The organism is Sphingomonas sp. 66-10 (assembly GCF_001897045.1).
Lineage (GTDB): Bacteria > Pseudomonadota > Alphaproteobacteria > Sphingomonadales > Sphingomonadaceae > Sphingomonas > Sphingomonas lycopersici.
In genome coordinates this window covers 1-24,023 of the sequence record NZ_MKRR01000151.1, presented here as the reverse complement: position 1 = coordinate 24,023, position 24,023 = coordinate 1, and the positions used below count along the sequence as shown (strand labels likewise).

The 24,023-nt window shown below is 64.9% G+C and carries 13 protein-coding genes; 7 read left to right on the top strand and 6 right to left on the bottom strand.

Translation table 11 applies throughout. The annotated features are described in order from the left end of the window. The 3 genes from rlxS to BGN95_RS23375 form a co-directional block, all read left to right on the top strand. On the top strand, window positions 1-1,909 hold a 1,909-nt coding region (rlxS, locus tag BGN95_RS23385), incomplete at its 5' end, for a relaxase/mobilization nuclease RlxS (RefSeq protein ID WP_286774176.1). A gap of 79 nt (window positions 1,910-1,988) precedes the next feature. Further along, window positions 1,989-2,405, top strand: a complete 417-nt coding sequence (locus BGN95_RS23380; RefSeq protein WP_286774175.1) for a very short patch repair endonuclease — start codon at window positions 1,989-1,991, stop codon at window positions 2,403-2,405. 66 nt (window positions 2,406-2,471) lie between these two features. Beyond that, window positions 2,472-3,626: a DNA cytosine methyltransferase gene (locus BGN95_RS23375; protein ID WP_286774174.1), complete on the top strand. Its 1,155-nt coding sequence runs from the start codon at window positions 2,472-2,474 to the stop codon at window positions 3,624-3,626. Between the two features lie 12 nt (window positions 3,627-3,638). Here the strand turns inward: BGN95_RS23375 and drmB are convergent, their stop codons facing one another. Genes drmB through BGN95_RS23355 form a run of 4 tightly spaced genes read right to left on the bottom strand, consistent with a single transcriptional unit; the run spans window position 3,639 to window position 13,961 of the window. After that, window positions 3,639-5,537 (bottom strand): MrfA Zn-binding domain-containing protein, encoded by a 1,899-nt coding sequence (gene drmB, locus BGN95_RS23370; protein WP_286774173.1) that lies wholly within the window; start codon window positions 5,535-5,537, stop codon window positions 3,639-3,641. Then, on the bottom strand, window positions 5,534-8,914 hold the full coding sequence (locus BGN95_RS23365) for a helicase-related protein (RefSeq protein ID WP_286774172.1): 3,381 nt from the start codon (window positions 8,912-8,914) through the stop codon (window positions 5,534-5,536). Before BGN95_RS23365 ends, drmB begins: the two co-directional genes overlap by 4 nt. Beyond that, the gene (locus BGN95_RS23360; protein WP_286774199.1) at window positions 8,911-10,635 is read right to left on the bottom strand and encodes a nuclease-related domain-containing DEAD/DEAH box helicase; all 1,725 of its coding nucleotides are present in this window, start codon (window positions 10,633-10,635) and stop codon (window positions 8,911-8,913) included. Before BGN95_RS23360 ends, BGN95_RS23365 begins: the two co-directional genes overlap by 4 nt. A 5-nt stretch (window positions 10,636-10,640) precedes the next feature. Further along, window positions 10,641-13,961 (bottom strand): DISARM anti-phage system protein DrmE domain-containing protein, encoded by a 3,321-nt coding sequence (locus tag BGN95_RS23355; protein ID WP_286774171.1) that lies wholly within the window; start codon window positions 13,959-13,961, stop codon window positions 10,641-10,643. A gap of 275 nt (window positions 13,962-14,236) precedes the next feature. On the opposite strand from BGN95_RS23355, the gene BGN95_RS23350 reads away from it, so the two are divergent. After that, complete coding sequence (locus BGN95_RS23350) at window positions 14,237-15,133, top strand: FRG domain-containing protein (protein ID WP_286774170.1); 897 nt, start codon at window positions 14,237-14,239, stop codon at window positions 15,131-15,133. Between the two features lie 267 nt (window positions 15,134-15,400). Here BGN95_RS23350 and BGN95_RS23345 read toward each other — a convergent pair whose 3' ends face one another. After that, window positions 15,401-19,042 (bottom strand): ORC-CDC6 family AAA ATPase, encoded by a 3,642-nt coding sequence (locus BGN95_RS23345; protein WP_286774169.1) that lies wholly within the window; start codon window positions 19,040-19,042, stop codon window positions 15,401-15,403. Beyond that, window positions 19,035-20,177, bottom strand: coding sequence for a hypothetical protein (locus BGN95_RS23340; protein WP_286774168.1), 1,143 nt, complete (start codon window positions 20,175-20,177; stop codon window positions 19,035-19,037). The genes BGN95_RS23345 and BGN95_RS23340 overlap by 8 nt, the downstream gene beginning before the upstream one ends. Window positions 20,178-20,509: 332 nt before the next feature. Between BGN95_RS23340 and BGN95_RS23335 the strand changes: the two genes are divergently transcribed. From BGN95_RS23335 to BGN95_RS23325, 3 genes are read left to right on the top strand one after another with little or no spacing between them, the layout of a single operon-like run. Beyond that, entirely contained in the window at window positions 20,510-21,412 is a 903-nt protein-coding gene (locus BGN95_RS23335; protein WP_286774167.1) for a 5'-methylthioadenosine/S-adenosylhomocysteine nucleosidase family protein, read from the top strand. Window position 21,413: 1 nt separating this feature from the next. Continuing rightward, on the top strand, window positions 21,414-23,417 hold the full coding sequence (locus BGN95_RS23330; RefSeq protein ID WP_286774166.1) for a HEAT repeat domain-containing protein: 2,004 nt from the start codon (window positions 21,414-21,416) through the stop codon (window positions 23,415-23,417). Continuing rightward, a complete protein-coding gene (locus BGN95_RS23325; protein WP_286774165.1) occupies window positions 23,410-23,853 on the top strand; it encodes a deoxycytidylate deaminase in 444 nt (147 codons plus the stop codon). The genes BGN95_RS23330 and BGN95_RS23325 overlap by 8 nt, the downstream gene beginning before the upstream one ends. Window positions 23,854-24,023 lie beyond the last annotated feature (170 nt).

Genomic DNA, 24,023 nt, shown 5'->3' with positions numbered 1-24,023 from the left:
GAAGGTGCTGCGCTACGGCAGCCGGATCGTGGTCGCGGCGCGACTTGCCGGGGCCAGGACCGGCGTCGTCGGCCGCCGCTTCGACGGCAGCCGGATCGGCCGCGGCGCCAGCATCGGCCGCCTGCTGTCCAGCCGCGACCGGTTCGCCGGTCTGAGGAGCCGCCGCGCGATCGTGAAGACCCGGCTCGTGAGGCTGGGCGCGAAGGGTCTGCCCGGCGCCCGGACGCATCTGCGCTACATCCAGCGCGACGGCGTCACCCGCGAGGGCGCGGCGGGCGAACTCTACGGTCGGGAGGCCGACCAGGCCGACGGCAAGGCCTTCCTCGAACGGTGCGACGGCGATCGGCATCAGTTCCGCTTCATCGTCTCGGCCGAGGACGGCGCCGAATACACCGACCTCAAGCCCTATGTCCGACGCCTGATGACTCAGGCCGAGCACGACCTCGGCACGAAGCTCGACTGGGTCGCGGTCGACCATTTCAACACCGACCAGCCGCATACCCACATCATGCTGCGCGGCGTCGACGAGTCCGGCGAGAACCTGATCATCGCGCGCGAGTACATCGCCCATGGCTTTCGCGAACGCGCCGCCGAGCTGGCGACGGTCGATCTTGGGCCGCGCACCGATCGCGAGATCGAGAACCGGCTGCGGCACGATGTCGATCAGGAGCGGCTGACGACGATCGACCGCCGTCTCATCAGGCGGATGGACGACGAGCGGACGGTGACGGCGGCGAGCAACGACCCGTTCCAGCAGTCGGTCGCGGCCGGCCGGCTGCGCAGGCTCGGCACGATGGGCCTGGCGGAGGACCTGGGGCACGGACGCTGGCGCCTCGCCGACGGCATCGAGGACACGCTGCGGCGGATGGGCGAGCGCGGCGACATCATCCGGACGATGCAGCGCGAACTGACGGCACGGAAGCTCGATCGCGCCGGTGTCGATCGCCGCATCCACGACACGCCGGGCGAGGAGATCGTCGGACGCGTAATCCACCGCGGCTTCTCCGATGAACATCGCGATCGCCACTATCTGATCGTCGACGGGGTCGACGGCCGGGTCCATTATCTCGACATAGGCCGCGGCGATCTGAGCGAGCCGACGCCCGAGGAGTCGATCGTCAGGATCGCGCCGCGCAGTGCGGGCGTGCGCGAAGTCGACCGGACGATCGCCGAGGTCGCGAACGGCAATGGCGGGCGCTACTCGATCGATGCCCATCTGCGGCATGATGCCGGAGCCACCCAGGGGTTCGCCGAGACGCATGTCCGGCGGCTGGAGGCGATGCGCCGGGCGGGCGCCGGTGTCGAGCGCAGCGCTGACGGCAGCTGGTCGATCGCGGCAGACCATCTCGACCGGGCAGCAGCCTACGAGGCGCGTGGCCTTCGCGATCAGCCGGTAGCGATTGAAATCGTCTCGGCGCTCCCGCTCGCGCGGCTCGAGAAGGCCGACGCCGCGACCTGGCTCGATCGTGAGCTGGACGCCAGCACGCCGCTTCTGGTCCGAGACGCTGGATTCGGACGCGAGGTTCGCTCCGCGCTCGACGCACGACGACAGTGGCTCATCGAACAGGAACTGGCGGACGTGGACGGGGGAAAACTTCGTCTGCGCGCCAATGCGATCATGCTGCTCCAGCGCCGCGAACTGCTCGGCGCGGGCGAGCGGCTTGCCGGCGAGCTGGGCAAGCCCTTCATCGAGCCGAAGATGGGCAGCGCGGTGGAGGGGCGGCTGACACGGCGCGTCGATCTGACCAGCGGCCGGTTCGCGCTCGTCGAACGGTCGCGAGAATTTACCCTCGTGCCATGGCGGCCCGTGCTCGAACGGCAGATTGGCAACCAGGTCAGCGGGCTAATGCGGTCTGATAGGGTAAGTTGGCGGTTTGGACGACAGCGAGGCGGGCCGACGATCCCCTGAGCATAATCGGGAGTTGGCGAGCCGTGACGAGACATAAACGATCGATGCGATAGACGCGTCCACAGGCTATGTTGGAACGATGGACCGACTCTCAGCCAGTACGCGCAGCGCGCTGATGTCTCGAGTGAAACAAGCCGACACGGCGCCCGAGATGCACGTGCGGCGTCTCCTGCATCGTAATGGTCTGAGGTTCCGTCTACACCGACGCGATCTGCCCGGCACTCCAGACATCGTTCTGCCGTCGCGACGCACCGTCATATTCGTGCACGGCTGCTTCTGGCACCGCCACCAACGGTGCTCGCGGGCGTCAACCCCAACGACCAATTCGGAGCGCTGGCGCTTGAAGTTCGAGCGCAACGTTGCTCGTGACGGCGAAGCCTGTGCCGCGCTCCACGAGCTGGGCTGGACCGTGCTGATCGTCTGGGAATGCGAGCTCAAAAACGAAGCCGAGCTGGAAAACCGCTTGCGCGATCGGCTCGGCCTGGCCGATAGTTGAAAATGTTCCGGGTCGAGCACGACAGCTCTCGACAGTTGGCGTGCGCGCCGGCTAGAACCGATTTCCGTGGCTACGGATAAACAATCTAAAGAAGAACTCCAAAAAACCTTGAACTGCGTCGATTTGTTCGCGGGAGCGGGCGGATTTTCGCTTGCCGCGCGCCGTGCCGGTCTCGAGATTCGCCTCGCCGTCGAAAGCAACAAACATGCGGTAGAGACGTACAGGAACAATCTCTGCAAAGCTTCCAAGCGTCCGATCGTGCTGGCCGGCGACATTCGACTGATGGATCCGGTAGCAGCATACAGCAAGGCCTATAAGCAGGAGGAGTCCTGCGATCTCCTGCTCGGAGGGCCACCCTGCCAGGGATTCTCGACGCATCGCCTCAACGATTCGGGCGTGGCCGACGAGCGAAACGATCTTATTCATGTCTACTTCGCATTCGTGCGCGCGTTCGCTCCTTCGGTGTTTCTAATGGAAAACGTGCCCGGCATGCTATGGGATCGGCATGCGGAGACGCTCAATCGCTTCTACCTACAGGGCGCTCTTGCCGGGTACGAGGTGCAGGAGCCCGTGGTCATCGATGCGCGCGACTTCGGTGTGCCTCAGCGACGCAAGCGGGTGTTCATCCTGGGATTGAAGCGTGGGCTCGATCTCGGAGGCCTGGCCTGGCCGCCGCGACCTACCCACGGCAGCCCGAGCGCTTGCGCGAAGGATCCGAGCCTCATGCCTTGGCGCAGCTGCGCGCATGTGTTCGCGCCTGCGGAGCCCGACGACCTGAACGACGTGCACATGCGGCACAGCGAGGAGCTGATCGAAGCCTTTCGACGCACGCCGCTCAACGGCGGCAGCCGCCGCGAGTCCGGCCGACTGCTGGCCTGCCATGTCGATCATGACGGACACAAGGACGTCTATGGGCGGATGGATCCGTCGCAGCCGGCGCCGACGATGACGACGGCCTGCATCAATCCGTCCAAAGGCCGCTTCGTGCATCCTACCCAGCATCACGGCATCACGGCTAGGCAAGCGGCGCGCATCCAGACGTTTCCGGAAGATTTCACCTTCTCCGGGGGCCTGATGGCGGCGGGGGTCCAGATCGGCAACGCGGTCCCGGTGGAGCTGGGCGAGCAGCTGATCCGATATCTGACCCCTCTCCTGCGGCGCGCCCGCGGCGAGGAGAAGGCCGCGGCGCCAGCTGGCGAGCCGGAGACGGTTCCGGCCTGAACGCGGCCGACGCTAGATGGTCACTCCGCCGAAATAGCCGAGCCCGGGGTTCGCGGGCGTGCCGATCGCGACCACCCGGTCAAGCAGCAGATTGCCTTCCTCGCAGCTGGTCTCGGGGAGCAGCGCGCAAGCGTGGCAGGCGGCACGGTTGAGCGCGTTGGTGCCTTGTCCTTCGCTCTCGATGCACAGGGGATCGGACGAGCAGATGGCGGCGTTGGCGAGCGCCGCCCTGACAGTCGCATCGAGGCGACCCGCTTCGCCCTGGCGCACCAGTCCACCCAGCGTGCCCTCGGAATCTCCGCTCGCGGTGTAGACGAGCAGGCCCGCCATGGGATGGGCGGGATCGTCCGAGACGTAAAGGCGCTCGCGCAGGCTCGAAGAATCATAGCCGCACTCGAACGCCAGCTGGCGGATAAGAAGATGGGCGAAACTGTGAATGAGCAGATGCGCCGGCGTGATGACGCGGACGGGGCGTCCCCGCTCGACGGCGATCCGACGCAGCTGCGCCTGGAGCGCGCCGACGCGCGCTTCGGTCTCCGGCAGGGCGCTGAATGCGGCGAGCCTCTCGCGCGAGAACTGGAGGAAGATTCCTTCCCCGCGCACCGAGAAGCCGGGCAGCCAGCGTTTGGGTGCAAGCGACAGCGCGGCGAGCGCACCGCCCGCGGCGTCGGGCGGCACCAGCCGCGTGAAGCCGGTCAGCACACGGGTCTCGCGCAGCCGCCTGACCAGCACGACGGCCTCGAAAGCTTGGGCGAACCAAGGCTCGTAGCCGCGGACATCGCACGCCCTGGTGTCGAAATCGTGCCGCTCCAGTTCGGGCGGGCGAGCGCCCGTGTAAGCCTTGTACTCGTCGAAGCGGTAGCGGGTCTCGTCGGTGTAGGTGTCGATCGCCGCGGCTCCGTCGCCGCTCAGCCGCTCGATCACCGCGGAGATGAACGCATCCTCGTCCAATCCCAGGTTCCGAGCCTTGGTCTTGAGGAACGGCAGATGCGGCTTTCCTTCGACCGTGAACGACGTGATCTCGTCCCAGATGTCGGGGCGATCGAGAACCTGCTGGACCTTCGCCGAATAGGGCGGGATCAGGATCGAGCTCGTCAGCTTGGCGAAATATGAGTTGGAGGCGCCACGCTGGATCGTCTGCGGTACTAGAGAGGGGCAGGCGACGGTGCCGTCGGGACCGAGCCAAGGCCGCTCGCCCGGACAAGAGGGCACCGACATGCCCCGCAGCGCGTCACGCTGGAACGCGCCCGCCATCGAGCGTGACGATCCGCAGCTCACGCATTTGACGACGACGCCGGCCAGGCCTGCCGCGGTGGTCGAATAGAGGTACAGCTGCGCCGTCTCGGCCGCGCAAGCGGGCGCGTCGCCGGAATGCGCCCATTCGTGCCAGGGAAAGTCCATGATGTGGCCCGCCTCGCAAGCGGCGACGAAGCGCACCGGCGACAGTCGCGGCCGGCGCTTGGCCGGCAGCTCCGAGCACGGCTTCGCCTCGCCTTCGGCGCGTCTGCCGGGATTGTGGCAGCGCAGTCCTTCGGAGCGCCACGGCGTGTTCCAGGGCACATGCTTCAGATGCCGGCAGCGTGGACAGAAATGCCAGTTGGGGAAGCGGACGAAAGGCATGTCGGCGCGGTCGAGATGTGGGATGCCGCGCGGAACGATGTCGGGCGCCTCGGTCGGGCTCAGGAAGAAATCGATCGGACGCCCGAGCTCGGCGCTCAACCGGCGCGCCAATCGGCCGTCGACCACCTGGCTCGATTTGAGGATCTCCGGCTTCATCGAAGGGTCGGCGAGCTCGTACGGCCATGCGTCCAGCCCCGCGGACATGAGGGACTCGTCGAGAAAGTCGATGATCGCTCCGACGCCAAACGGGACGACGCCTTGCGAGGTGCGAAATTCGGCGCGTTCCTTCATGCTTCTTCCTCGGCGGGCGTCGGATAGATCGTGATCACGCGGGCGCTCGAGGTGCCGTCGACGTTGCGCATCGAGGTGGGCACGGGCCAAGCGTGGCGCTGGAAGGTATCGTCGGGCACCGATCCGAACGGGTACATCAGGGTCAGACCGGTCGGCGTTCCGCCCATCCGCCCCCATTCCGGGGGCTTGTAGGCACGCCATTCGGCAAGCGCCGCATCCAGCTCGGCGCGGGTGTCGTCGGCTTCGTCGCGGTCGATCTCCTCGACGCGCGCCAGGATTGCCTCGATCTGGTCCTCGACGTCGTCGCCGAAGGACGTGACGGCGTCGGGGCTTTCGACCTCGGCGATGAGCCGAGCCAACGCGACGAACACGCCCATCAGGCCGCGCTCGCGCGCCTGCGGCGAGAACGGAGTCACGCTGGTCGGCTCGACGTTGCGATAGAGGCTCTGATGATAGGCGACGAAGCGCTCGTAGTGCGAACGGTCGCGGCTCTTGGTCTGGGTGTAGACTGTGAGCACGAGGCCGGGCACCTGGCGGCCGACACGGCTGCTCGCCTGGATGTACTCGGAGGTGCCCTTCGGCTGCCCGCTCATGACGATGACGCCGAGCCTCGCCACGTCAACCCCGACGGCGATCATGTTGGTGGCAAGCAGCACGTCGACCGGCGGGGGCCCGGACGGCTTGAGACGCCATTTGATCTCGAGCTGCTGCAAGATCGCGGGGATCTCCTCAGCGCCGCGGCGGCTCGTCAACTCGACGATCTCGCGAATGTAGCGACGGGCTTCGGGGCGAATGCCGTGGCGATGGCAGTAGCCTTTGAGAAATTCCGGGATGTCGCCGACGCACAAGGTCGCGGCGTGCCCCAGCTCGCGCAACGAGTTGAAGTACCAGACCAGCGTGCCGTAAGGATCCACGATCGCTCGCTCGCGCTCCTGATCTTCGGTGAGCGGGTAGCAGACGTTCTGGAGCAGCGGCGAGCAGGCGCGCACCAACGCCGTCTGGTGCGACTTGACCGCGTTGCCCATGAAGCCGACGTAGCGGCGACCCGGCGCGTCGGTGTCCTCGAAGGCGAAATAGGAATCACCCGAGCGGATCGCCTGCGGCGGAAACTCAAAGCAGTCGCGGGCGTACAGGTCGCGACATTGCTGTGCGGCGCGCCGGATCGTCGCGGTCGAGGCCACGACCTTGTGAATATGCCCTTCGCGCGAGCAGAGCCGGTCTATCGCGGTTTCGTATAGGCCTACGACGGTGCCGAGCGGCCCTGAGATGAGATGAAGCTCGTCCTGGATCACGAGCGCGGGCGGCGGCGCGTCGGTTCCGATCCCGAACAGACGGCCGGTCCGGTTGTCCCAGGCGACCTGGGCGAACTTGTCGACGGTTCCGATCAGGATGGTCGGCGGCGCCGCATAGATGTCCTCATCGACGACGCGTATCGGCAGGCCGCCTTTCGCCCTGGAGAAATCGCAGTGCTCATCGGGGCAGACGAACGCCACGGTGCGGGCGCCGCCGTCTCGCGGACGCGCCTCCTCGTAGCCGAGCTTGGCTCGATCGGTGAAGTCAACGCCGCACCAAGGGCATTGCAGCACCTGGAACGGATTGACCGCGAACCGGTCCTGCTGAAGCTGGCGTAAGCGGTTTCGCGCATCGTCACGCGTGTTGGGCGAGAGGCTGCGGCCGACCCAGAGCCCGATCGAGATCGGCTCGTCGCCCAGGTCGGCGCCGAGGTCACGGTCGCGTCGCAGCATCTCGATGGCGAGCGTGAGCGCCGAGGCGCGCTGAAACTGCTGCGCGGTCAGTAGGCGCAGCGTGTAGCGCATCAGTACCGTGCAGCCCGCGGCCTCCCCGCGCAACCGGTTCAGGATGATGGTGAACGCGCTCAGGCCGAGATAGGCTTCCGTCTTGCCGCCGCCGGTCGGGAACCAGATCAGGTCGACGATCTTGCGCTCGTCGTCCGACGGGTCGAACGCCGAGGCGAGATTCATCAGGATGAAGCCGAGCTGGAACGGGCGCCAGCTCTTGTCGCGGCCGTCGCCCGGGCCGTCGGGAAGCGGATCCTCGCGACCGCGACGCGGCAGCCGAGAGTGATGCTGCTGGACGAACATCGCCTTGTTCATCAAGCGAAACGCCGTGAGCGCGTCGGCCTCGCGCTCGAGCAGATCGATGCCGCGCAGCATGCGGGCGAGACAGGCGCGGCAGTTGGCGAGATTGGCCCGCGCCGCCTCGAGCAGCTGCCCGTCGAGATCGCCGATCTTGCCTTCCTGCGCGACGATCCAGCTTTCGTAGTCACGCGCGAGGTCGCGCACCGCCGCAGGAATAGCGACGCCTGGGTCGTCTCCGCCCGCATCGTAAAGGAAGCCCATCGACAGCTTGAGCGCGCGGGTTTCGTCGAATGGCGTGGTGCGCGGAAGGATCGGCTTGAGCTCGTAGTCGGGAACCGCGACCGCGGCGACCCAATCGACCGCGCCGCTTTCCGACAAGGCCTCATCGCGATTCCAATCGCCGGCGGTACCGTGGCCCAGCGCGAAGGCGCGACGATGACGGAACAGCAGATCCATTGAGGCTAGCTCGGGATCGTCGACCGCCTCGCCGACGCTGCGGTCGATCGGTAGAAATACCGCCTCGCCGTCCCCATGCACGACTTTCAGCCCGGCTTGAAAGTAGACGTCGCCGCAGGACGGCGCGGCCAGTCCTTGAGCGCGGCGTTCGTTGACGAGCATGCACGAGTAGATCAGCCGGTCGTCGCCACGACGACGAACGGTGGTGCGCAGCGTCAGCATCGCGTCCGCGTCGAGCGGGATCGGCGGCTGCGCGCCGAGCTTCGTCGCGCTCGGCAGGAGGATCTCGCGCGCGCCAGGCACGCGCCGCCAGGCCTGAACGCGCCTCGTCGAAGGATTTGGGCGCCCGTCCAGCCTGGTCTGGCCGGCGAACGGATGAGCCTCCTCGGCCGATTCAGCGGAATAGGTCGCCCATGTCGCGCGGACGACGAGCGGAACCGCCTCGCCGATCGCAAAGGAGATTCCTGCGGCCGAAGGGCTGAACTCGTTGGCAAGGTTCAGCGGCTCCCTGTCGTCGGACCCGTCGCCGTCTTGGCGCGCGGCGCGAGCCTCGACGACGGGGACATCCTTGGGCAACGCCTCCAGCGTCTCCGCCTCGTCCTCGGTCGGCGCGTCTCGGCTGTCCTCGAGAACCTGCTGGATCATCCTCTGCGGGAAGAGCACGCCCGTCGCATAGAGTTGCAGCGGCGAAATTTTCAGCAGCTCGACCTGCTCCTCGGCCGGATCGTCGGGGCGCGGGCCGAACAGCTGACGGATGGTGGAAGCGACGAGGGTGTCGCGGAACGCGCGCGAGCTCGCGAACGGATCGGCAGGCGCGCTCATCGTGCCGCCCTCGCTTGGAGCCAGGCCTCGCCGACCAGAGCATAGAGCTTGGTGCGCGCGCGGGTCATACCGACGTAGAGGGCGGAGCGCACGCGCTCGTCGTCGAGCCGGTCGGGCAGATCGGTCAGGATCACGACATCGTTCTCCAATCCCTTGAAGCCGGCGATGGTGCCGTAGGTGAAGACCTCAGGATCCGGCTTCCCGTGCTCCTCGATGCGTCGAAACGGCTTGCCGACGTCGGGCGGATGCAGCGCGACGCTCGACGCATCCGTCTTGACCCAGGAAAGGATCGAGACGCTTCCCGGCGGCACTCCTTCCTTGAGCAGATCGACGAGCAGCGCCCGTAGGCGCTTCGCTTGGTCCTTCGGATCGGCGACGACGCGGTAGTCGACCGGCGAGCGCAGCGCGCGCCTGCAGACGGGCTCGGCGATGCCTGCGATGCGGCTCGCCTCGAACGCGACCTCCTTGGGATTGCGGAAGTTCTCGTGGAGCTCGACCGCGAAGGCGCCGAATCCGCGCAGCGTGTCGAGAAGCGTCGGATCGACGCGCCCATACAGCCCCGATTGCGGCCCCGAGTCGTGAAAGATCAGCCAACGGCCACCACGAAAGCCGTTCGCCAGAACGAGATTGAGACAATCGAGAAACGGAAAGGTCAGAATGTCCTGCGCCTCGTCGACGACGATCACATCGAATTGCGGAAGCGTGCCTTCGTCGAGCAGGATCGAGCAGGCGCTCTCGAACAGCTCGGGATAGAGCTTGTCGAACGTGTCGGCTGATCCGGCGACGTCGCCGCCACGCAGGCGGTCGCCGAGCCCGGCGCCGCGGATCGTCTCGCCGAAGAAGCCGTGAAGCGTCGCCATGCGCACGCCCGGCGCGGTTCGGGCAACGTCGACCTTGAGGAAATGCGCGAGATTATCGTTGTAGCAGAGCAGTAGAACAGAGCGTCCCGTCTCGGCCAGCCGACGCGCGGCCTCCAGCGCGATCAAAGTCTTGCCGCTGCCCGCCGGGCCGTCGCACAAAAGGCGCGGATTGCTTTCGTTGAGGGCATAGTCGAGCACGCGGTGCTGGTCTGGGCTCAGGGCAACAAGCTCGCGCTCGCTCTCGGCGAGCAGGCCGGACAAGCTTTGCACGACCTCGAAGTCGCCGCGCAGCAGCTGCAGATAGTCCTCGCGCCGCGTTGCGCTCAGCCGCGCCGGCGCGACACGCCCCGTCTCATCCGCTCGCTCACGGAAATAGCGGGCGAGCCGGTAGACGTAGTCGGTGAACGGCCTGGTCGTGTCGCGGACGTCGTATATGACGTCCTGGTCCCACTCGGGATCGGACCGATCGAAGCGGATATCGGGAAAGGCCACACCCCAGCCGATGAGACCATCCTTGCGTGCGGAGCGCCCGAGGCGCCGATCCAGATATCCGATCAGGCCCCAGCGCGCCGACTGCGCCTGCTTGAATGGACCTTCGCTCGAGGTGTAGGATCTCGCCCCGCGCCCGATCCGCCACATGCCGTCCTTGCGCTCGACGTCGCCACCCTTCACCTCCAGGCAGAAAATGCCTTCAGGGCCAATCAGCACGAAATCGGCCTCGGCATAGTCCTTGCGCAGATGCCGGGCGATGCCGAGCGAGTGGAGGCATACAAGATCGTCACTGCCGGGGCAGTCGCGGATCAGCTCGAACATGCGGGTCTCGCCGCGTGAGACCTCGGCAGGGCAAACGGGCGGGAGCATGCGGGTCATGCCGCGGCGCCGTCCTGCGCGGGGAGATCGGCAAGGCGCAGTCGTCGGCCCACCAGCTCGCTCGGCACTTCCTGGATGCCGCCGAGCCGCTCGACCCGAGCCAGCGCATATGTGACGCGCTTCCCTTCGACCTCGAACGCAATGGTCGGCTGCGAGAGATCGATGGCGCCCGAGAAAATCTCGCGCACGATCGCGTCGGCCGCATCCGCGCGCGCGCGATACACGTCGTCGATCGCCGTCGCGGTGTCGTCCAGGCGCGCGCGCAGCTGCGCGTCGTTCATCAGCTCGACCATCAACGGCAGGACACGACGGTAGCTGCGAGGCGCGACGCTGCGCGTGTCGTTCGCCCATGATCGGATCGTCAGCGCATCGCGACGCTCGCCGGCCTCGGCCATGCGGCCAGCGAACCGGGCATAGCTTTCGCCGGTCGCCGCAAAATGCCGCTTGAGCGCGACTTTCCACAGATCGGCACGAGCACGCAGCATGCCGCCGTCGGCGAGCATCCGGTCGGCCCACGCATCGACCAGATCGCGGTCGGTCTCCAGGGGGAGCGCGGTCAGCATGCCAGGCGTGAGCGCCGCGACGGCGGCGAGCAGCCGACGCTCGCCGCCGTTTCCGGTCGAGGCGCCGTCGCCTTCGGGCAAGACGATGACGTGGCCGGTCGGCGGCAGCAGCGCGAACGCGCCGGGATCCGTGAACAGGACCAGCTGGGCCTTGGCCGTCTCGCTCCGATAGGCTGCGGACGGAAGCGCCCTGCGGATGCCTTCGACCGCCCGCGCCTCCGCTTGAGCGGTCTCCGGCGTGTCGTCGATCGGCTCGACGTCGTTGGCCGCCTGGAACTCGACGCGACGAGAGGCTTGCTCGTGCCAGCGCAGCTCGGCGGTTCCCAGTCCGCCGTCCACGATCCGCTTCAGGAGCTGCGCGGTGGAGCGTTCGAGCCTCCGCTCCCAACGGCGGCCGGCGGATATGGTCCTTTCGTACCATCCCCGCTCGTACGGCAGGAGCAGCATGTCGGTATGGGCCCCGAAGCCGATGTTGGAGAGCTCGCGCATGGCATGACGGCCGAGCCAGCCGGGAACGACCACGCGATCGTAGGGCGCGGAGGCCCGCAGCGCCTCGATGGTCATCCATTCGAGCCCGCGAAGAGCATCGGTCACTTCCGCCGCGGCGCGACAGCGGTCAGCGGTCGCGGTCGAGCGGCAAACCACGGCGACGGCTTCGTCGGCGCCGAACGTGGCAGCCAGGTCGAGCAGCGCCTTGCGCCTGTCGCCGCCCGACGCGTCGGAGGCAAAGCCCGTGAACAGCGTGCGAACCTCGGCTGCATAGGGCTCGTAGACCGCAAGCATTGAGGCTTGGCCGACGATCGAGGCTGCAAGGCCTTCGAGAGCAAGGCGATCGTTGTCGTCCGGCAGCGGCTGCGCCGTCGCTCGGCGCAGGAAGGCCGCGACGGTCAAGTCAAGCGCGTCCAAGGCCGGATCGTCGCTGCGGCGCGCATTGCCGCGACGCAGGCAAGCCGCAACGGCGTCCAGGAACGTGTCCTCGCCGACGCGAACGGTATAGGTTGCGGGCCAATGCGCCGAGCGGCGGGCGAAGAACCGGGCGAGCGGATCGCTTTCCGCCGACTTGCCGGGATGGACCATCGGCGGCACCTCGACGTCCTGGTCCTCGAGATACCAGACGTCCGCAAGCCCCTGGTCTACGAGTGCGCTCACGGCTTCGCGCTCATGAAGCTGCGCGAACACGCAAAGCCAGCTGTCGTCGAGGCGGCCCGACGCGGCGAGCGCTGCATGAAGCGTGCGGCCCGGCGTCGCGCCGTCCACCAGCACGCGCCAGCCGTCGATATGCTCGGGCGGATCGGACAGGAGGTCGGCGGCTGCTCCGATGTCGCCGCATGCGTAGAGAAGCGGACGGTCGCTGGCGCTGCCCGGCAGAGCGTGCGGACGACCCTGGCCGTCGATCCAGCAAGCGCCGAGCAGCGCCGCCGGCGTCAATCCCTGGGGACTGAGCGCGGGAAGGTAGCGGTCGAGCTTGGCCCGCGACGTCAGCAGGAGGACCGCCTCGTAGCGCGAGGGGCGTCTGCGCCCGTCTCCCGTCAGGCCGATCAGCCCGTCGACGTTGCGGTCCTTGAGCCATGTGAGAATGTGGGTGCCGTTCGCGAGCCGCTTCCATTCGCGCGGCGCGCGGGCGAGATAAGGCAGAACCTCCTCGCCGACCGAGATGCTCCCCGCTTCCGCGACATGGAGCCGATAGCGCGGTCGCGCCGTGCCTTGGATCGGCCCGCCCCAGCGGGCATGGAAGGTGACCGTGCCGTCGCCGACGGTCACCGGGCAGCCGGGCTGCCAAAGCTCCATCTCTTCCTCGAAGGCGAGGGCCTGAGTGCTCGCGGCCTCGACCGCGGCGGCGACCGCGGCGATGACCGGATAGGGGCCGGTCTCGCGCAGCACCAGCGCGCCGGCGCTAGGAGCAGCGAGAGTCTTAAGCGCTGCGCAGACGACGTAGCGCCCGAAGCGATCGAGCGGAGCACCGCGCGCTCCGAGGCCCAGCGTCGCGACGAACGGCCAACGTCCCGACAAGGCCTCGAGGATCGGCAGGCACAACGTCTGATTCTCGACCGCGGCATATGCCCATTCGAGGACGTAGATGTCGTCTATAAGGCCGAGGACACCGACATCGTCGGCGACCACGTCGTGAAGCTCGGCGAGATAGCGCAGCGCGCTGCGCGCCGGGGCATTCTCGTGCCCGGGACGCCGCGCGGCGGCGATGAGCGCGTCGGTCTTGGTCGAGAGGCTGGTCCAGTCGCCCAGGCCGCCGAGCTTCTGGAGAACGGTGAGTTGGCGTCGAACTGCAAGCACGACGGAGTCGACGTCGAAAGGCTCGGCGTCGTCGTAGGACGAGAGTCGCTCGTCGATTTGCCGCAGCTCTTCGCTGCTCAGGCAACCCTTGAGGTGCGCGGGGCCGACATGAGCGGCGAGGCGTCCGACCGCCGTCTCCAGGATCCAGTTGAGCTCACGGCGATCGTCGTCGTCGAGCGAGCGCCGCTCGAGCGCCTCCTCCAGGAAGACGAGCGCTCCGGCCGCAAGCGCGGCGATCTTCGGCTCGGCTGCGGCGTGGAGCCGATATTGCGAGGCGATCCAAAGCCAGCGGCCGATCTGAGCGCTCGGAAAGTCGGACCGCTCGAGTGCTTGCGCGAGCCGCTGGGAGAGGTGCGCGAGCTGATCGGACCCCGCGTCCAGGCCGCCCGAGAAGGCCTCCTCCAAGCGCTGCAGCCGCCGGGTCAGTTCGTCGGCCCGCGACTTCTTGGGATACCACCAGCTCACGCGCGAGGCCGTCCGAGAAAGTGTAGATAGGCGTCCATCTGCGATGCGCCCCCCGAGCGCGGTGCTCCTCTCGCCATTTTCGACCCGCTCCCCAAGGCACTATGAACGGATACGTAAAAATGGAAAGTTAAGTCCAGTTCTTCGTGGGCGCTCAGGGTCTCTCCAAAATGAATGGATCGGAGGTGCATGGGGCGGGCAGGTTACGCGCCCGGTAGAATTGCCTATGTCGGGGATCGAGTTCCGGACTCGGCGGCCGGAAACACATTGGGGGAAGCATGACGACGGTTTCGTCGCTGAGCGAGTTCATCGAGGCGATCTTGGGGCGGACCGCGGATCCGTCCAGGATCGTGACCTATCGCGGCCACGGAAACGCCGGCTACACCCTCTCGCCGTCGATCTTCCGAAAAGCGGTGACGCGCGAGAACGAGCACTTACTGCTGCGCGAGCTGGTCGCCGCCCATCCGGAAGACTTCGTTACGGACGCCAGCGCGCTCGAGATGCTGGTCCGGATGCAGCACTACTCGTTGCCGACGCGGCTGCTCGACGTCTCAATGAACCCGCTGGTGGCCCTCTACTTCGCATGCGAAAGCGTCAAGAGACGGGTGACCGTGCCCGGATCCGGCAAGAGGACTAGGTCCGTGGAGGCGGACGGCCAGGTCGTCGCCCTTGCGGTCGGTCGCGCGCGCATCCGCTATTTCGACAGCGATCAGGTGAGCTGCATCGCGAACCTCGCCAGGCTCCGATACGATCTCAAGGAGAAGATCGACACGTCCCTCCCTCAGGACAGTTTCAATGCCGAGCTGCCAATCAAGCGGCTGCTTCATTTCATTCGGCAGGAGAAGACGGGATTCGAGCCGGAGATCGTGCCGTCGGATCTCAACGACATCGTCCTGGTGAAGCCGAAGCAGAGCAATAAGCGCATCCTGGCGCAATCCGGAGCCTTCTTCGCCTTCGGCCTTACTTCGGAGCTGACCGACAGCAATCGAGTGGGCATCCGGGTGGAGCGGATCACCGTCGTTGGCGATCGAAAGGCCAAGATCCTCGATGAGCTCGACAAGCTCGGAATCAACGAGAAAACCCTGTTCCCCGAGATCGAGCGGGCGGCCCGCTACCTTACCGGCAGCCTGTCCACCGGCATCACGGCCTCGAAGCTAATCTCCGCCTCGCACTGAACGCTGAAAGAGCTGTCATTCCAGCACGCCCGGCAGCAACGCTCTTGGCCGGGCGTCGCGCTGATATCGTCCGCTCGCGCCAAGGCCGGCATCTTCGTCGTAGAGGACCTCGGCGACGTGGGTAGAAAACGGCGCGCCATCGTGAAGGCTTGGCAGATGCCGAGGCGCGGGCGAGAACGAGGTCGACGGTTTTCATGACAAATCAGTTATTTGACTTCCCATCGGCTATTCTGGCCGATCGGGCATCTTAGGAAGACCGCTTGTAATTCAGCCAAGCGGATCGCGTCGTTCAATTTGGTAGAGTGTGGTCTCGCCTACACCCTGGGTGAATCGATTGGCATCGAATGTCGCGGGCGCCACGTACCAGACCTCGTTCACAGGAAGGATTGAGCTCAGGATCGCTGCCGCTGTTGCCTGGATCTTGTTGCCCGTCAGGCCGAGTTCGAAATTAAAGCCGCCATCGACATACCAGCTTTGATGAGTGCGCGCGATGATCGACAGGATCGCCTCAAGATCGGAAGCATCTGCGGAAACCAACTCACCCGCCCGGCTTTCTTCCAGCGCCACTCGCCCCGCCATCTCGGCAACCTTGGCACGGGCTGTGTCGGCCGCGTCGACCATAAGTTCGACCGCGTCATATTCTCGGGCCTCCATCAGATGCAGTATGCGCTCATGCTTGGCAGAGGCGAATGCGCACAACCCGCGCTTGCGCGTTCCGTCGCTCTCGGTCGTGAGCAGCGAAATCGGGCTATACGGTCCCTGTTCCCCAGTCAGCACCGACTTGAGCGCGGCGAGCGTCTCGTGCCGATTATAAGATGCATGCGCGTCGAGCACCGCCTGCAGTTCGGCTTCGTTTGGCGAATATCGTTCAGCTGCGGTGTAGGCGATCGTCAGTGACCGACGATCCAACAAGCCGGAGCGCACCATTTTGAAAAGGGCCGGCTTAGCGAGCCCGGTGATGTCAACCACCACTTCGCCTTCGAGCTTGGGCAGCGTCCCGCTTCGCACCGCATCATAAGGCAGCTCTTCGACCACGATACCTTCGCTTGCGGCCTTCGCCAGCATACCGTCCGCGTGTCCCGGTATTGCGTAACGGGCGGCCAAGATTCGTTTCGGCCGCGTGGCACTGAGCAGTCGGTCGAAGGATATCGGCGTGCGATCCTCAAATCCCAGGCCGATCAAGAGGGTATCGACGACGCTGGGCATTCCGGCGAGCTGGAGGCGTTTAACCGAGGGCATCTCGAGCGCCGAGAGAACGATCGGCTCGGCGTCTGCATCTTGAACAGGCGACGTGTCGGGGAACATCAGCTGCACCGGTGGTATTCGGACGAATTCACGCGGCCGCTCGACCGATGGCACCGAGGCTTCCTCGGCCTCATCCCAAGAATCCGACGTGGCCAAGTTGCGAAGAAGGATTTCCTTTCCGGCCTTGGGCTTGCGAAGCCACTCCTCCAAACCCTCTCCGGAGAGTTCAAACCGATCGCGTTCTGCGAGCCCGATCGAATTCACCAAGCCATAGAGCTTGCGATAGGAAAGCTGGAACTGCTGCGTGGGATTAGAGTCGCGCGTCTTCGTGCGCGGCGCCGCGCCGGTAAACACGAAGACGCCCGCATCGACAAGTTCGCGAAGCCGCGCCATCTGTTCCTCGACGTCGCCGGACGTGATCCTCACATAGATCGAGGTGTACTGCCGCAATCGCTTCGACCCAGGGTCTTTGCCCGACTGCATCAGCAAATGGTAGGACGCCTCAGCGAAGCTCATCGCCACCGCCTTCAAATCGCTGTCGCGACGATCGAGATGGTAGAGGTAGCGCGCGCAGAAGTCTTGAAACGCGGCGCTCTGATGCTGCGCCGGTACGGGCAGCTCCTTGCTTCCGCGCGCAATAATAGCCTGATAAATCTGGATCACGCTTCCGATGTCGCCGACACATACACCCGTGAGTGCGCTTAACCCGCGATAGAGCTTCTTGCGGTCACCGGACGTCGGCTGGGTGCTGACGATGCCGCGGGCGATGGACTCGAGATCGATGTCGCCGAGTACATCCTTCGGCTCGGCGTTCGGGTGACCCGGATTGAAGCGCGAACGCGCCAGAAGGATCGCGTTGACGAAATCCCTCCCCCCACCCGGTCGCTTCAGCCGCTCATATACTTCAGCGCCGAGATCGAAGGTTTGGAAGTCGCGCCCCGCAGCGGCCGGGTGCAACTCACCAGGCGATTTGAGCGTGAGGAAGATCGTTTGTGCTTCGGAGGTCAGCTTGAACGCGCAGTCGGCGTGCTGGAAGATGAGAGCCGACAGCAACTCTTCGATCCGACTTGTGTCGAGATAGCGTGTCGATACGTCGTCAAGCAGGAACAACACCTGCGCGTTGCGCCAGACCACGGCGGAAGCGCGAACAGCTGACGCGAGATGGGGAAATGCGATGGCAGGTGTGGTTGCGATGCGATATTCGCTGTCGACCCTGCTGAGCCGAACCAAAAGGTCAACGAGCGAGCGCTCCAATTGCTCGATCGTCGCCGGCTCCGGGATGAGGGGCGCCGGTTCGAGCACTTCAGCAACCGCTCGCGCAATCGCCGCTGCGGCATCTGGCTCGACGGCGGCTGGATCGAGGTCATCGAGATGCGCCAAAGCACGCGCCGCTGCTGCGGCGTACGCAACCACCAACCGCGCGAACAACTGCTCGGCGGATGGTCGAACTTCGTCCTTTCGTATTGGTATCAGCCGCTGTGCCGAGACGAACAGGCCCACGTATTTGTCCTGCCCGATGCGCTGAAGAGCGTCTGCCTCGCTCTCTCCCGACCGTACTGCAGCGCGCGCATGGAACTGAACTGAGTGGAGCAGCATCGTCTTGCCGCACCCCCGCATCCCGGTCATGACCAAGGGACCGGGAGCACTCACGCGGTCGACCCAGGTGTTCTCGGGATCGACGAGCAGTTGCGGGACGTACCATGCGTCCATCGTCTGCGCGTTGTAGGACTCTTCAAATCGGCGCAGCACGAGATTCTCGCGCCAGGGGCGCCACGGTTCCGCGACCTTATGATATTCGGTGCGAATCAACCGAACCATGTCCTCGGCTGAGGGAGGGCGCTGATTTTCGGTCGTCGCAGCTAGCGACTGCGCGATCCCGAGAAGCTTGAGCGCGACGCGTTTGTCGAGATCGGCAGCCTCCTCGCCGTCCAGGAGCAGGCGCTCGGCCATGCGCTGTAGATGTTCGCCGATCCAGTGAATGTCGCCGACGTGGATGCCTCCCGAACGACGGTCGGCCGCCACCGATCCCAAATCGATCGCCTTCGCCCGCAAACCGGGTTCTATCGCATCGCCTCGGCGCCAGGCTGCCTTCGGCAGCTGTTCGACGACGATATTCGCGGCGTGCAGGTCGTTGTGGTGCTTGAGGCGAAGCTCGAACTCATCGCGCATCCTGAATAGGTCGCATGCGATCTGCGCAGCCTGCGCAGCGCCGAGGGGCAGGTGGCCCGACAAATACTCTTCCAGCGGCTCCCCATCGACATACGCCAGTTCCACAACATGGCACGGAAGCACCGTACCTCCGAAGTCGATGTCCGCATCGAACATATCCTCCACGCCCACGATGAACTCCGCACCTGCGGCGACCTCTGCGTGGCGGCGAACCTCTTCCTCAAAGTCTTTGCCGAACTTCTCGTACATCGCCCTCGGAGTGACTTTGAGCACACGTTGCGGGCGGATCGGACCGGAGCGCCGCCCGACGAACGCAGCTCCGTAAAAGCCCCGCCCAAGGGGCCGTTCGACCTCGAACTTGTCGATCTTGGTGGGCGCCGAAGTCAGCGGGAATCCGTATTCCTTGCCGCAGGTCGGACATTCGTCCGACAGCCGCTTGCGTGAATAGTCGTTGGAGGGGCAGTTGAAGCAGCAATATTTCCCACTTTCAGACATTCACACACTCCATCGCCACAGGCGGCGAGCCAGTCGGCGTCGCGTCGATCGTAATCGCACTCCGCAGCGCGGCCTCAAAAGTCCGCCTCGTAGCCTCCGGGCAACGAATAGACAGTAGCTCTTCCCCGGGCTCGACACGATCGCCGGGCCGGGCCCGAAGAAACAGGCCGGCATCGTCAGGATAGCCGGGCGACGTACCCTGCGCTTGCATGACCGCGGTGCGGATTTTGTCGAGATCGTAGCGAACATGTCCCGTCGTGTCAGCAACGAGTGGGCGATTATGACAAACTGCAATCTCGTCGGCATATTTCCGAAATGCGTGTTCGGTCCCGCCCTGCGCTTCAATGTTGCGAATGGCGGCCTTAGACATTCCCCTGCGATCGAATTCTGCCGGGCCGCCGACCGCTGACACCATCGAGGCGCAGGCCTCGACATGCTCGGCAAGCCAAGCATTTTCGTCGCCATCCAGAACAAGCTTGAGGGCAAGCAACGCTTCCCCACGACCGACGAACGGCTGAAATGGTCGGCTCGCGTCGGTCAAGAGGCAGACTGGCTCCATGCGGAGAATGCGCGCCACTTCGCAAAATTTTCGGGAGGCCTGCCTCGCTTCGGAGAAATCGGAGCCGAAGTTGCCGTGGCTCGCCACTCTCACCTCCAGGCCGACCCGCTTGACCCCCATCGCGACTTTTTTCGACAATAAGCTGGCGATTGCGAGATCGGGGACAGCCTGGGCTCCGACCTGTTGTCGATATCGGAAGAGTGCTGCGTCCGCCGGTGCGAAGGTACCGCCGGCATCGACATGGACGTAGTTGCAATTCGCAAGCAGTCGGCCGGCTGCCGCGGCGTCAAGTGCTGTCCGGTAGCCGGGAATTGTTCCGAGCACGTCGATACCACCAGCTGGGCGGCCTGGCACTCCCAGTTTCGGCACCAGCCATCCGGTCGCGACGAGCATTGGAGGGCATAACAGGGTCGAAAGGCTAGTCGGGCCTCCCGTCGAAGCGATATCCGCCGTAGTGGCATCTCCAAGATTAAGCTGACTGCCGGAGGCGGCAAGCTGGAGGGCCAGCTCGGCAATCTGTTCGAGATTAAGGCCGTCGAAAACTGCCGTGCGGACTACTTTTTCGAAACGATGCATTTGCTACTCTCGTATATCTCAAGCGCAGCGATGCAACCGCCTAAGAGCAGTCCCGCAGAGTGCCTCTCCGCCATGATAGCGATCGATGCCATTTATCATGCGGAGAAGGGCGCAGATGCGCTTCGCGCGGTTGAGGAGGACATGGCACCTCCCGCCCCGGCAACTATCTGAGGTATCACTTTCCCTGCCGCGAATAGGTGTCATACGGCCAAAGCAGAAGGTAAGACGGAACAAATGGGGAATATTCGATTGCCTTCATGGCCTGCCGATGCCAATGGGAGCCGTTGAGGTTGGAGACGTTTAGGCATGCAGATTCGACCGGGGGCCCGCTGGTGAAGCGCCTGCTCGCCTCCCTCTTGGGATCCCGGCAAGCGCCAACGATCGAGGTCGCGAAGCGAGTTGCCCCGACGGGACGCGTCGGACGCGTCAGGGTTGGGATAATCACGATCATTGAGGAAGAATTCGAGGCCGCGAAGTCGATCTTCGGGTTGAACCACAACATTCCCGGGACGCCCTACTTCGTGGATTGCGACCAAGGCATAAGGGAGTGGGACTTGGCTCTGATCCAGGCCTCGGACCGCTCCAACGTGCCCATATCTGCCGATGCCACCGATTTCATGGAGGACCTGCGTCCGCAGGTGATGATCCTGCTGGGCGTCGCGGGCGGCCTTTGTGATGACAAAAACCAAGGCCGGGACGGAATTCGTACCGGCGACGTCGTGTTCGCTGACCAGGTCAATTACGTAGAGTTCCTCAAGATCGACAATAACGCCGCCAGGGTTCGCAGCTACGCTATCGACCATCCGTCGGAACCCCTGCGCAAGAACGTATGCGCGCCGATCTCAAAGACCTTCAGCATTCGCGACGCGCTGGACGCGGACCACCAGCCCCCGGATGCGGGCGCCCCATGCAAGATCCACGTGGGCGGAATTGTGTCTGCCGAGAAGGTGTTGGGGGACGTCCACAGCCCCGTGCAGAAGCAGTTGCTCGAGCCCTTCGACAAGCCACTTGCAGTTGACATGGAGTCCATCGGGATGGCCAGGGCCGTCTGCCACGGGCGGGGATCGTTCTGGTACCACCCTCGCTATGTGATCATCAGGGGCATCTCGGACCTGGTTGCCGACGGGGAAAACAACGAGCAGCGCGCACAATGGAAGTCCTTCGCCGCGCACGCCGCCGCGCTGGTAGCAAGGCAGTTCGTCCAGACCCTCCCGCTCGATATTGGAGGGAATTGACATGCCTCAGCTCAAGCCAGAGGATTTTCGCGAACAGGTCGTCGCCTTGGCGCGCAGCCTCGCCGCCTCGTGGAAGGCGCATGAGCCGGCATTCTCACTCCTCACTCGCTGGTCGCGGTCCTACGACAGCATCTTCGCGGGCGAGCTTGGTGTAACGCTTCGCGAGGAGGAGGTTCTCGACCACTCGCTTTCCACAGGACGGGCAATCCTGTCTGGTCGTGGCGGGGATGGAAAGACCTGGTTGCTACGACGCCTGTTCAGGCGCGCGATCGATGCTGGCATCGTGCCGGTATTCATCGACCTGAAGCAGTGGACAGGCGCGGACTACGAGGGCTGGAGGGAATGGACCCAGGACCATGTCGGGGCTGGCGCAGACTTTCTTGTCCGCCGCTTTTCAGGGCTTGGGCTCGGCATCATCGACCTTGATCGCCTGCCGCCCAACGTTCGCAAGATCATATTCGTGGACGGCCTGAACGAGATTACCGCCAAGGCTGGCCTGGAAGTACTTACGGTGCTCGACGAGATCGTGGCGTACTACATGAATACCTCGGTCATCGTCGTGGATCGCCTCGTCCGTAGGGATCTACCGAGCCCGACCCGGTGGTGGATTGGAACGCCACTGCCGTTGGCTTCTGACGAGATCCGCCGGCACTTGCCCAAGGATGCTGCTGTGGTCGAGAATGACCTGCGGTCCTCGCCATTCTTCCTTGATGCAGCATTGCGATCCGGAGCCTCCGGCGGGGGGCGTGTGGCGATGCTGGATCGGATGGTTCACGAGCACTTCGGGCTTACCGATGCCGAGGTTGGGACAGTCGCCGAAGCTTGCTTTGCCGCATACTCCGCTGCACGATCCCGGATGTTCGACGTCGTGGCGTTTGGGGAGAAGGTCGGCCAACCCATCCTCGACAAGCTGGAGCAATCCGGCGCGATCAAGATCGACGGCACGAACGGTTTCTTCCAGCACCACATCGCCCATGACTTCCTTGCCGCAACGCATGTCGCGCGACTGGATTCAGCGCTCTGGACGCCAGGGCTTTTCCGGGAGCTAAGCTTCGATGCCAGTTCGTTCGACGCAGTCGAGCTGGCGTTCGAGCAGCTCGCGGAGAGGCCCGCGGACTTGTTCCTGCAGAAGCTCTATGACTGGAACCTCTATGCAGCCGGCTACGCTCTCGCGCAAAGGCGACAAGGCGACACGCCGGTGGGCGCCGAGATGCGGACTGTGATCCTCGCCATGCTCGGCGACAAGTGCTTCGACCCTGTCATTGCCACTCGCCAGCGCGCAGCGGACGCCCTGCGCCTTATGCAGATCCAGGCAGCAGTCCCGTTTCGACAGGCGACGACCCTCGCCGAGCTTTGCGCCGTAGTCGATGCCATCGGCTCCGATGTTCCTTGGTTCAACGAATGGAAGGAAGTGTTTCGCATATCCGAGACACAGGCCATTGAGCCAGCAACACTGGCGAAGATCATCGAAGACAACTCCATCCTCGGCTGGACCGTGGCGAACGTCGCCAAGAGGGTCGTCGACCGCGACTGGATCTTGCCCCAGCTGGCCCAATGGCTTGCTGATTCTCCCAACGCAACGGTCAGGTGGAGGATCGCCCACGTACTCGGGGCAGTACCGAGGCAAGAGGCGCTTCATTGCCTCCAAGAGCTGGTCGACAACGATCCCGACGAGGACGTTCGCTATGGCGCGACAAGGTCGCTGGTCGAGCTTGCCACCATCGCGGGTCCGGAGCTTAGGGAGCAGGCGAGGACCGCGATCGCCGTGCGAGCGCAGTCAATCTCGAGGTCCGACCGGATTGCGCGTGAACTGAGGTCAAGCCTGCTTGTGGACCCCTCGATCGCGCCCGCTGGCTGGCTGTTCTTCGTGCAGGCTTGCGTGCAGGCGCTATTCCTCGCGACCGAGCGCCTCAGGGAACGGGACTTGTGGCGCGGGTGCCTGAACGAGGCGGAGAAACTTTACGCCCCGGTACCCGTAGCGGTGGGGGGCGAGCTTCATGGCTGACTGGGACCAGAGGTTCATGGAGCTGGCTGGCTTCGTCGCTGGCTGGAGCAAGGATCGGAGCCGTCAGGTCGGCTGCGTGATTGTGGCCCCGGACAACAGCCTCCGATCCATTGGGTTCAACGGGTTCCCGCGCGGCCTAAATGATGACCACGACCACCGGCATGAGCGGCCGGCCAAGTACTTCTGGACTGAGCATGCCGAGCGGAATGCCATTTATGCGGCTGCCCGCAACGGGATCCCCCTCGCTGGCTGCCGCATGTACCTTCCGTGGTTTCCCTGCGTAGACTGTGCCCGGGCTATCGTGCAGGCAGGCATAGCGGAACTCGTTAGCCTGGCTCCGGACTTCTCGGACCCGCAGTGGGGCGAGGGATTTCGTGTGTCTGTCGATCTCCTGGAGGAAGCAGGCGTCGCTGTTCGCTTCATTTCTACGCCCTAGCGAGATCGCTGGAGCGTCCGCCAGCATTGGCTGCGGCAATGCGGTGGCAAGAGACCTGAATCTTATCGTTCGTGCGTGTCGGGCCCTTTCAGGCAGTTGCCTGTGTGGCGTTGCTCTTGGCGACTTCGTAAGCCAATGATTTTAATGTGAAATCGAACACTTGATGGCGA

Bases quoted from the DNA above. Each gene is read 5' to 3' on its own strand.
- BGN95_RS23325 (WP_286774165.1), top strand. From the start codon at position 23,410: ATGGCTGACTGGGACCAGAGGTTCATGGAGCTGGCTGGCTTCGTCGCT.
- BGN95_RS23330 (WP_286774166.1), top strand. From the start codon at position 21,414: ATGCCTCAGCTCAAGCCAGAGGATTTTCGCGAACAGGTCGTCGCCTTG.
- BGN95_RS23350 (WP_286774170.1), top strand. From the start codon at position 14,237: ATGACGACGGTTTCGTCGCTGAGCGAGTTCATCGAGGCGATCTTGGGG.
- BGN95_RS23365 (WP_286774172.1), bottom strand. From the start codon at position 8,914: ATGAGCGCGCCTGCCGATCCGTTCGCGAGCTCGCGCGCGTTCCGCGAC.
- BGN95_RS23340 (WP_286774168.1), bottom strand. From the start codon at position 20,177: ATGCATCGTTTCGAAAAAGTAGTCCGCACGGCAGTTTTCGACGGCCTT.
- BGN95_RS23360 (WP_286774199.1), bottom strand. From the start codon at position 10,635: ATGCTCCCGCCCGTTTGCCCTGCCGAGGTCTCACGCGGCGAGACCCGC.
- drmB (WP_286774173.1), bottom strand. From the start codon at position 5,537: ATGAAGGAACGCGCCGAATTTCGCACCTCGCAAGGCGTCGTCCCGTTT.
- BGN95_RS23380 (WP_286774175.1), top strand. From the start codon at position 1,989: ATGGACCGACTCTCAGCCAGTACGCGCAGCGCGCTGATGTCTCGAGTG.
- BGN95_RS23345 (WP_286774169.1), bottom strand. From the start codon at position 19,042: ATGTCTGAAAGTGGGAAATATTGCTGCTTCAACTGCCCCTCCAACGAC.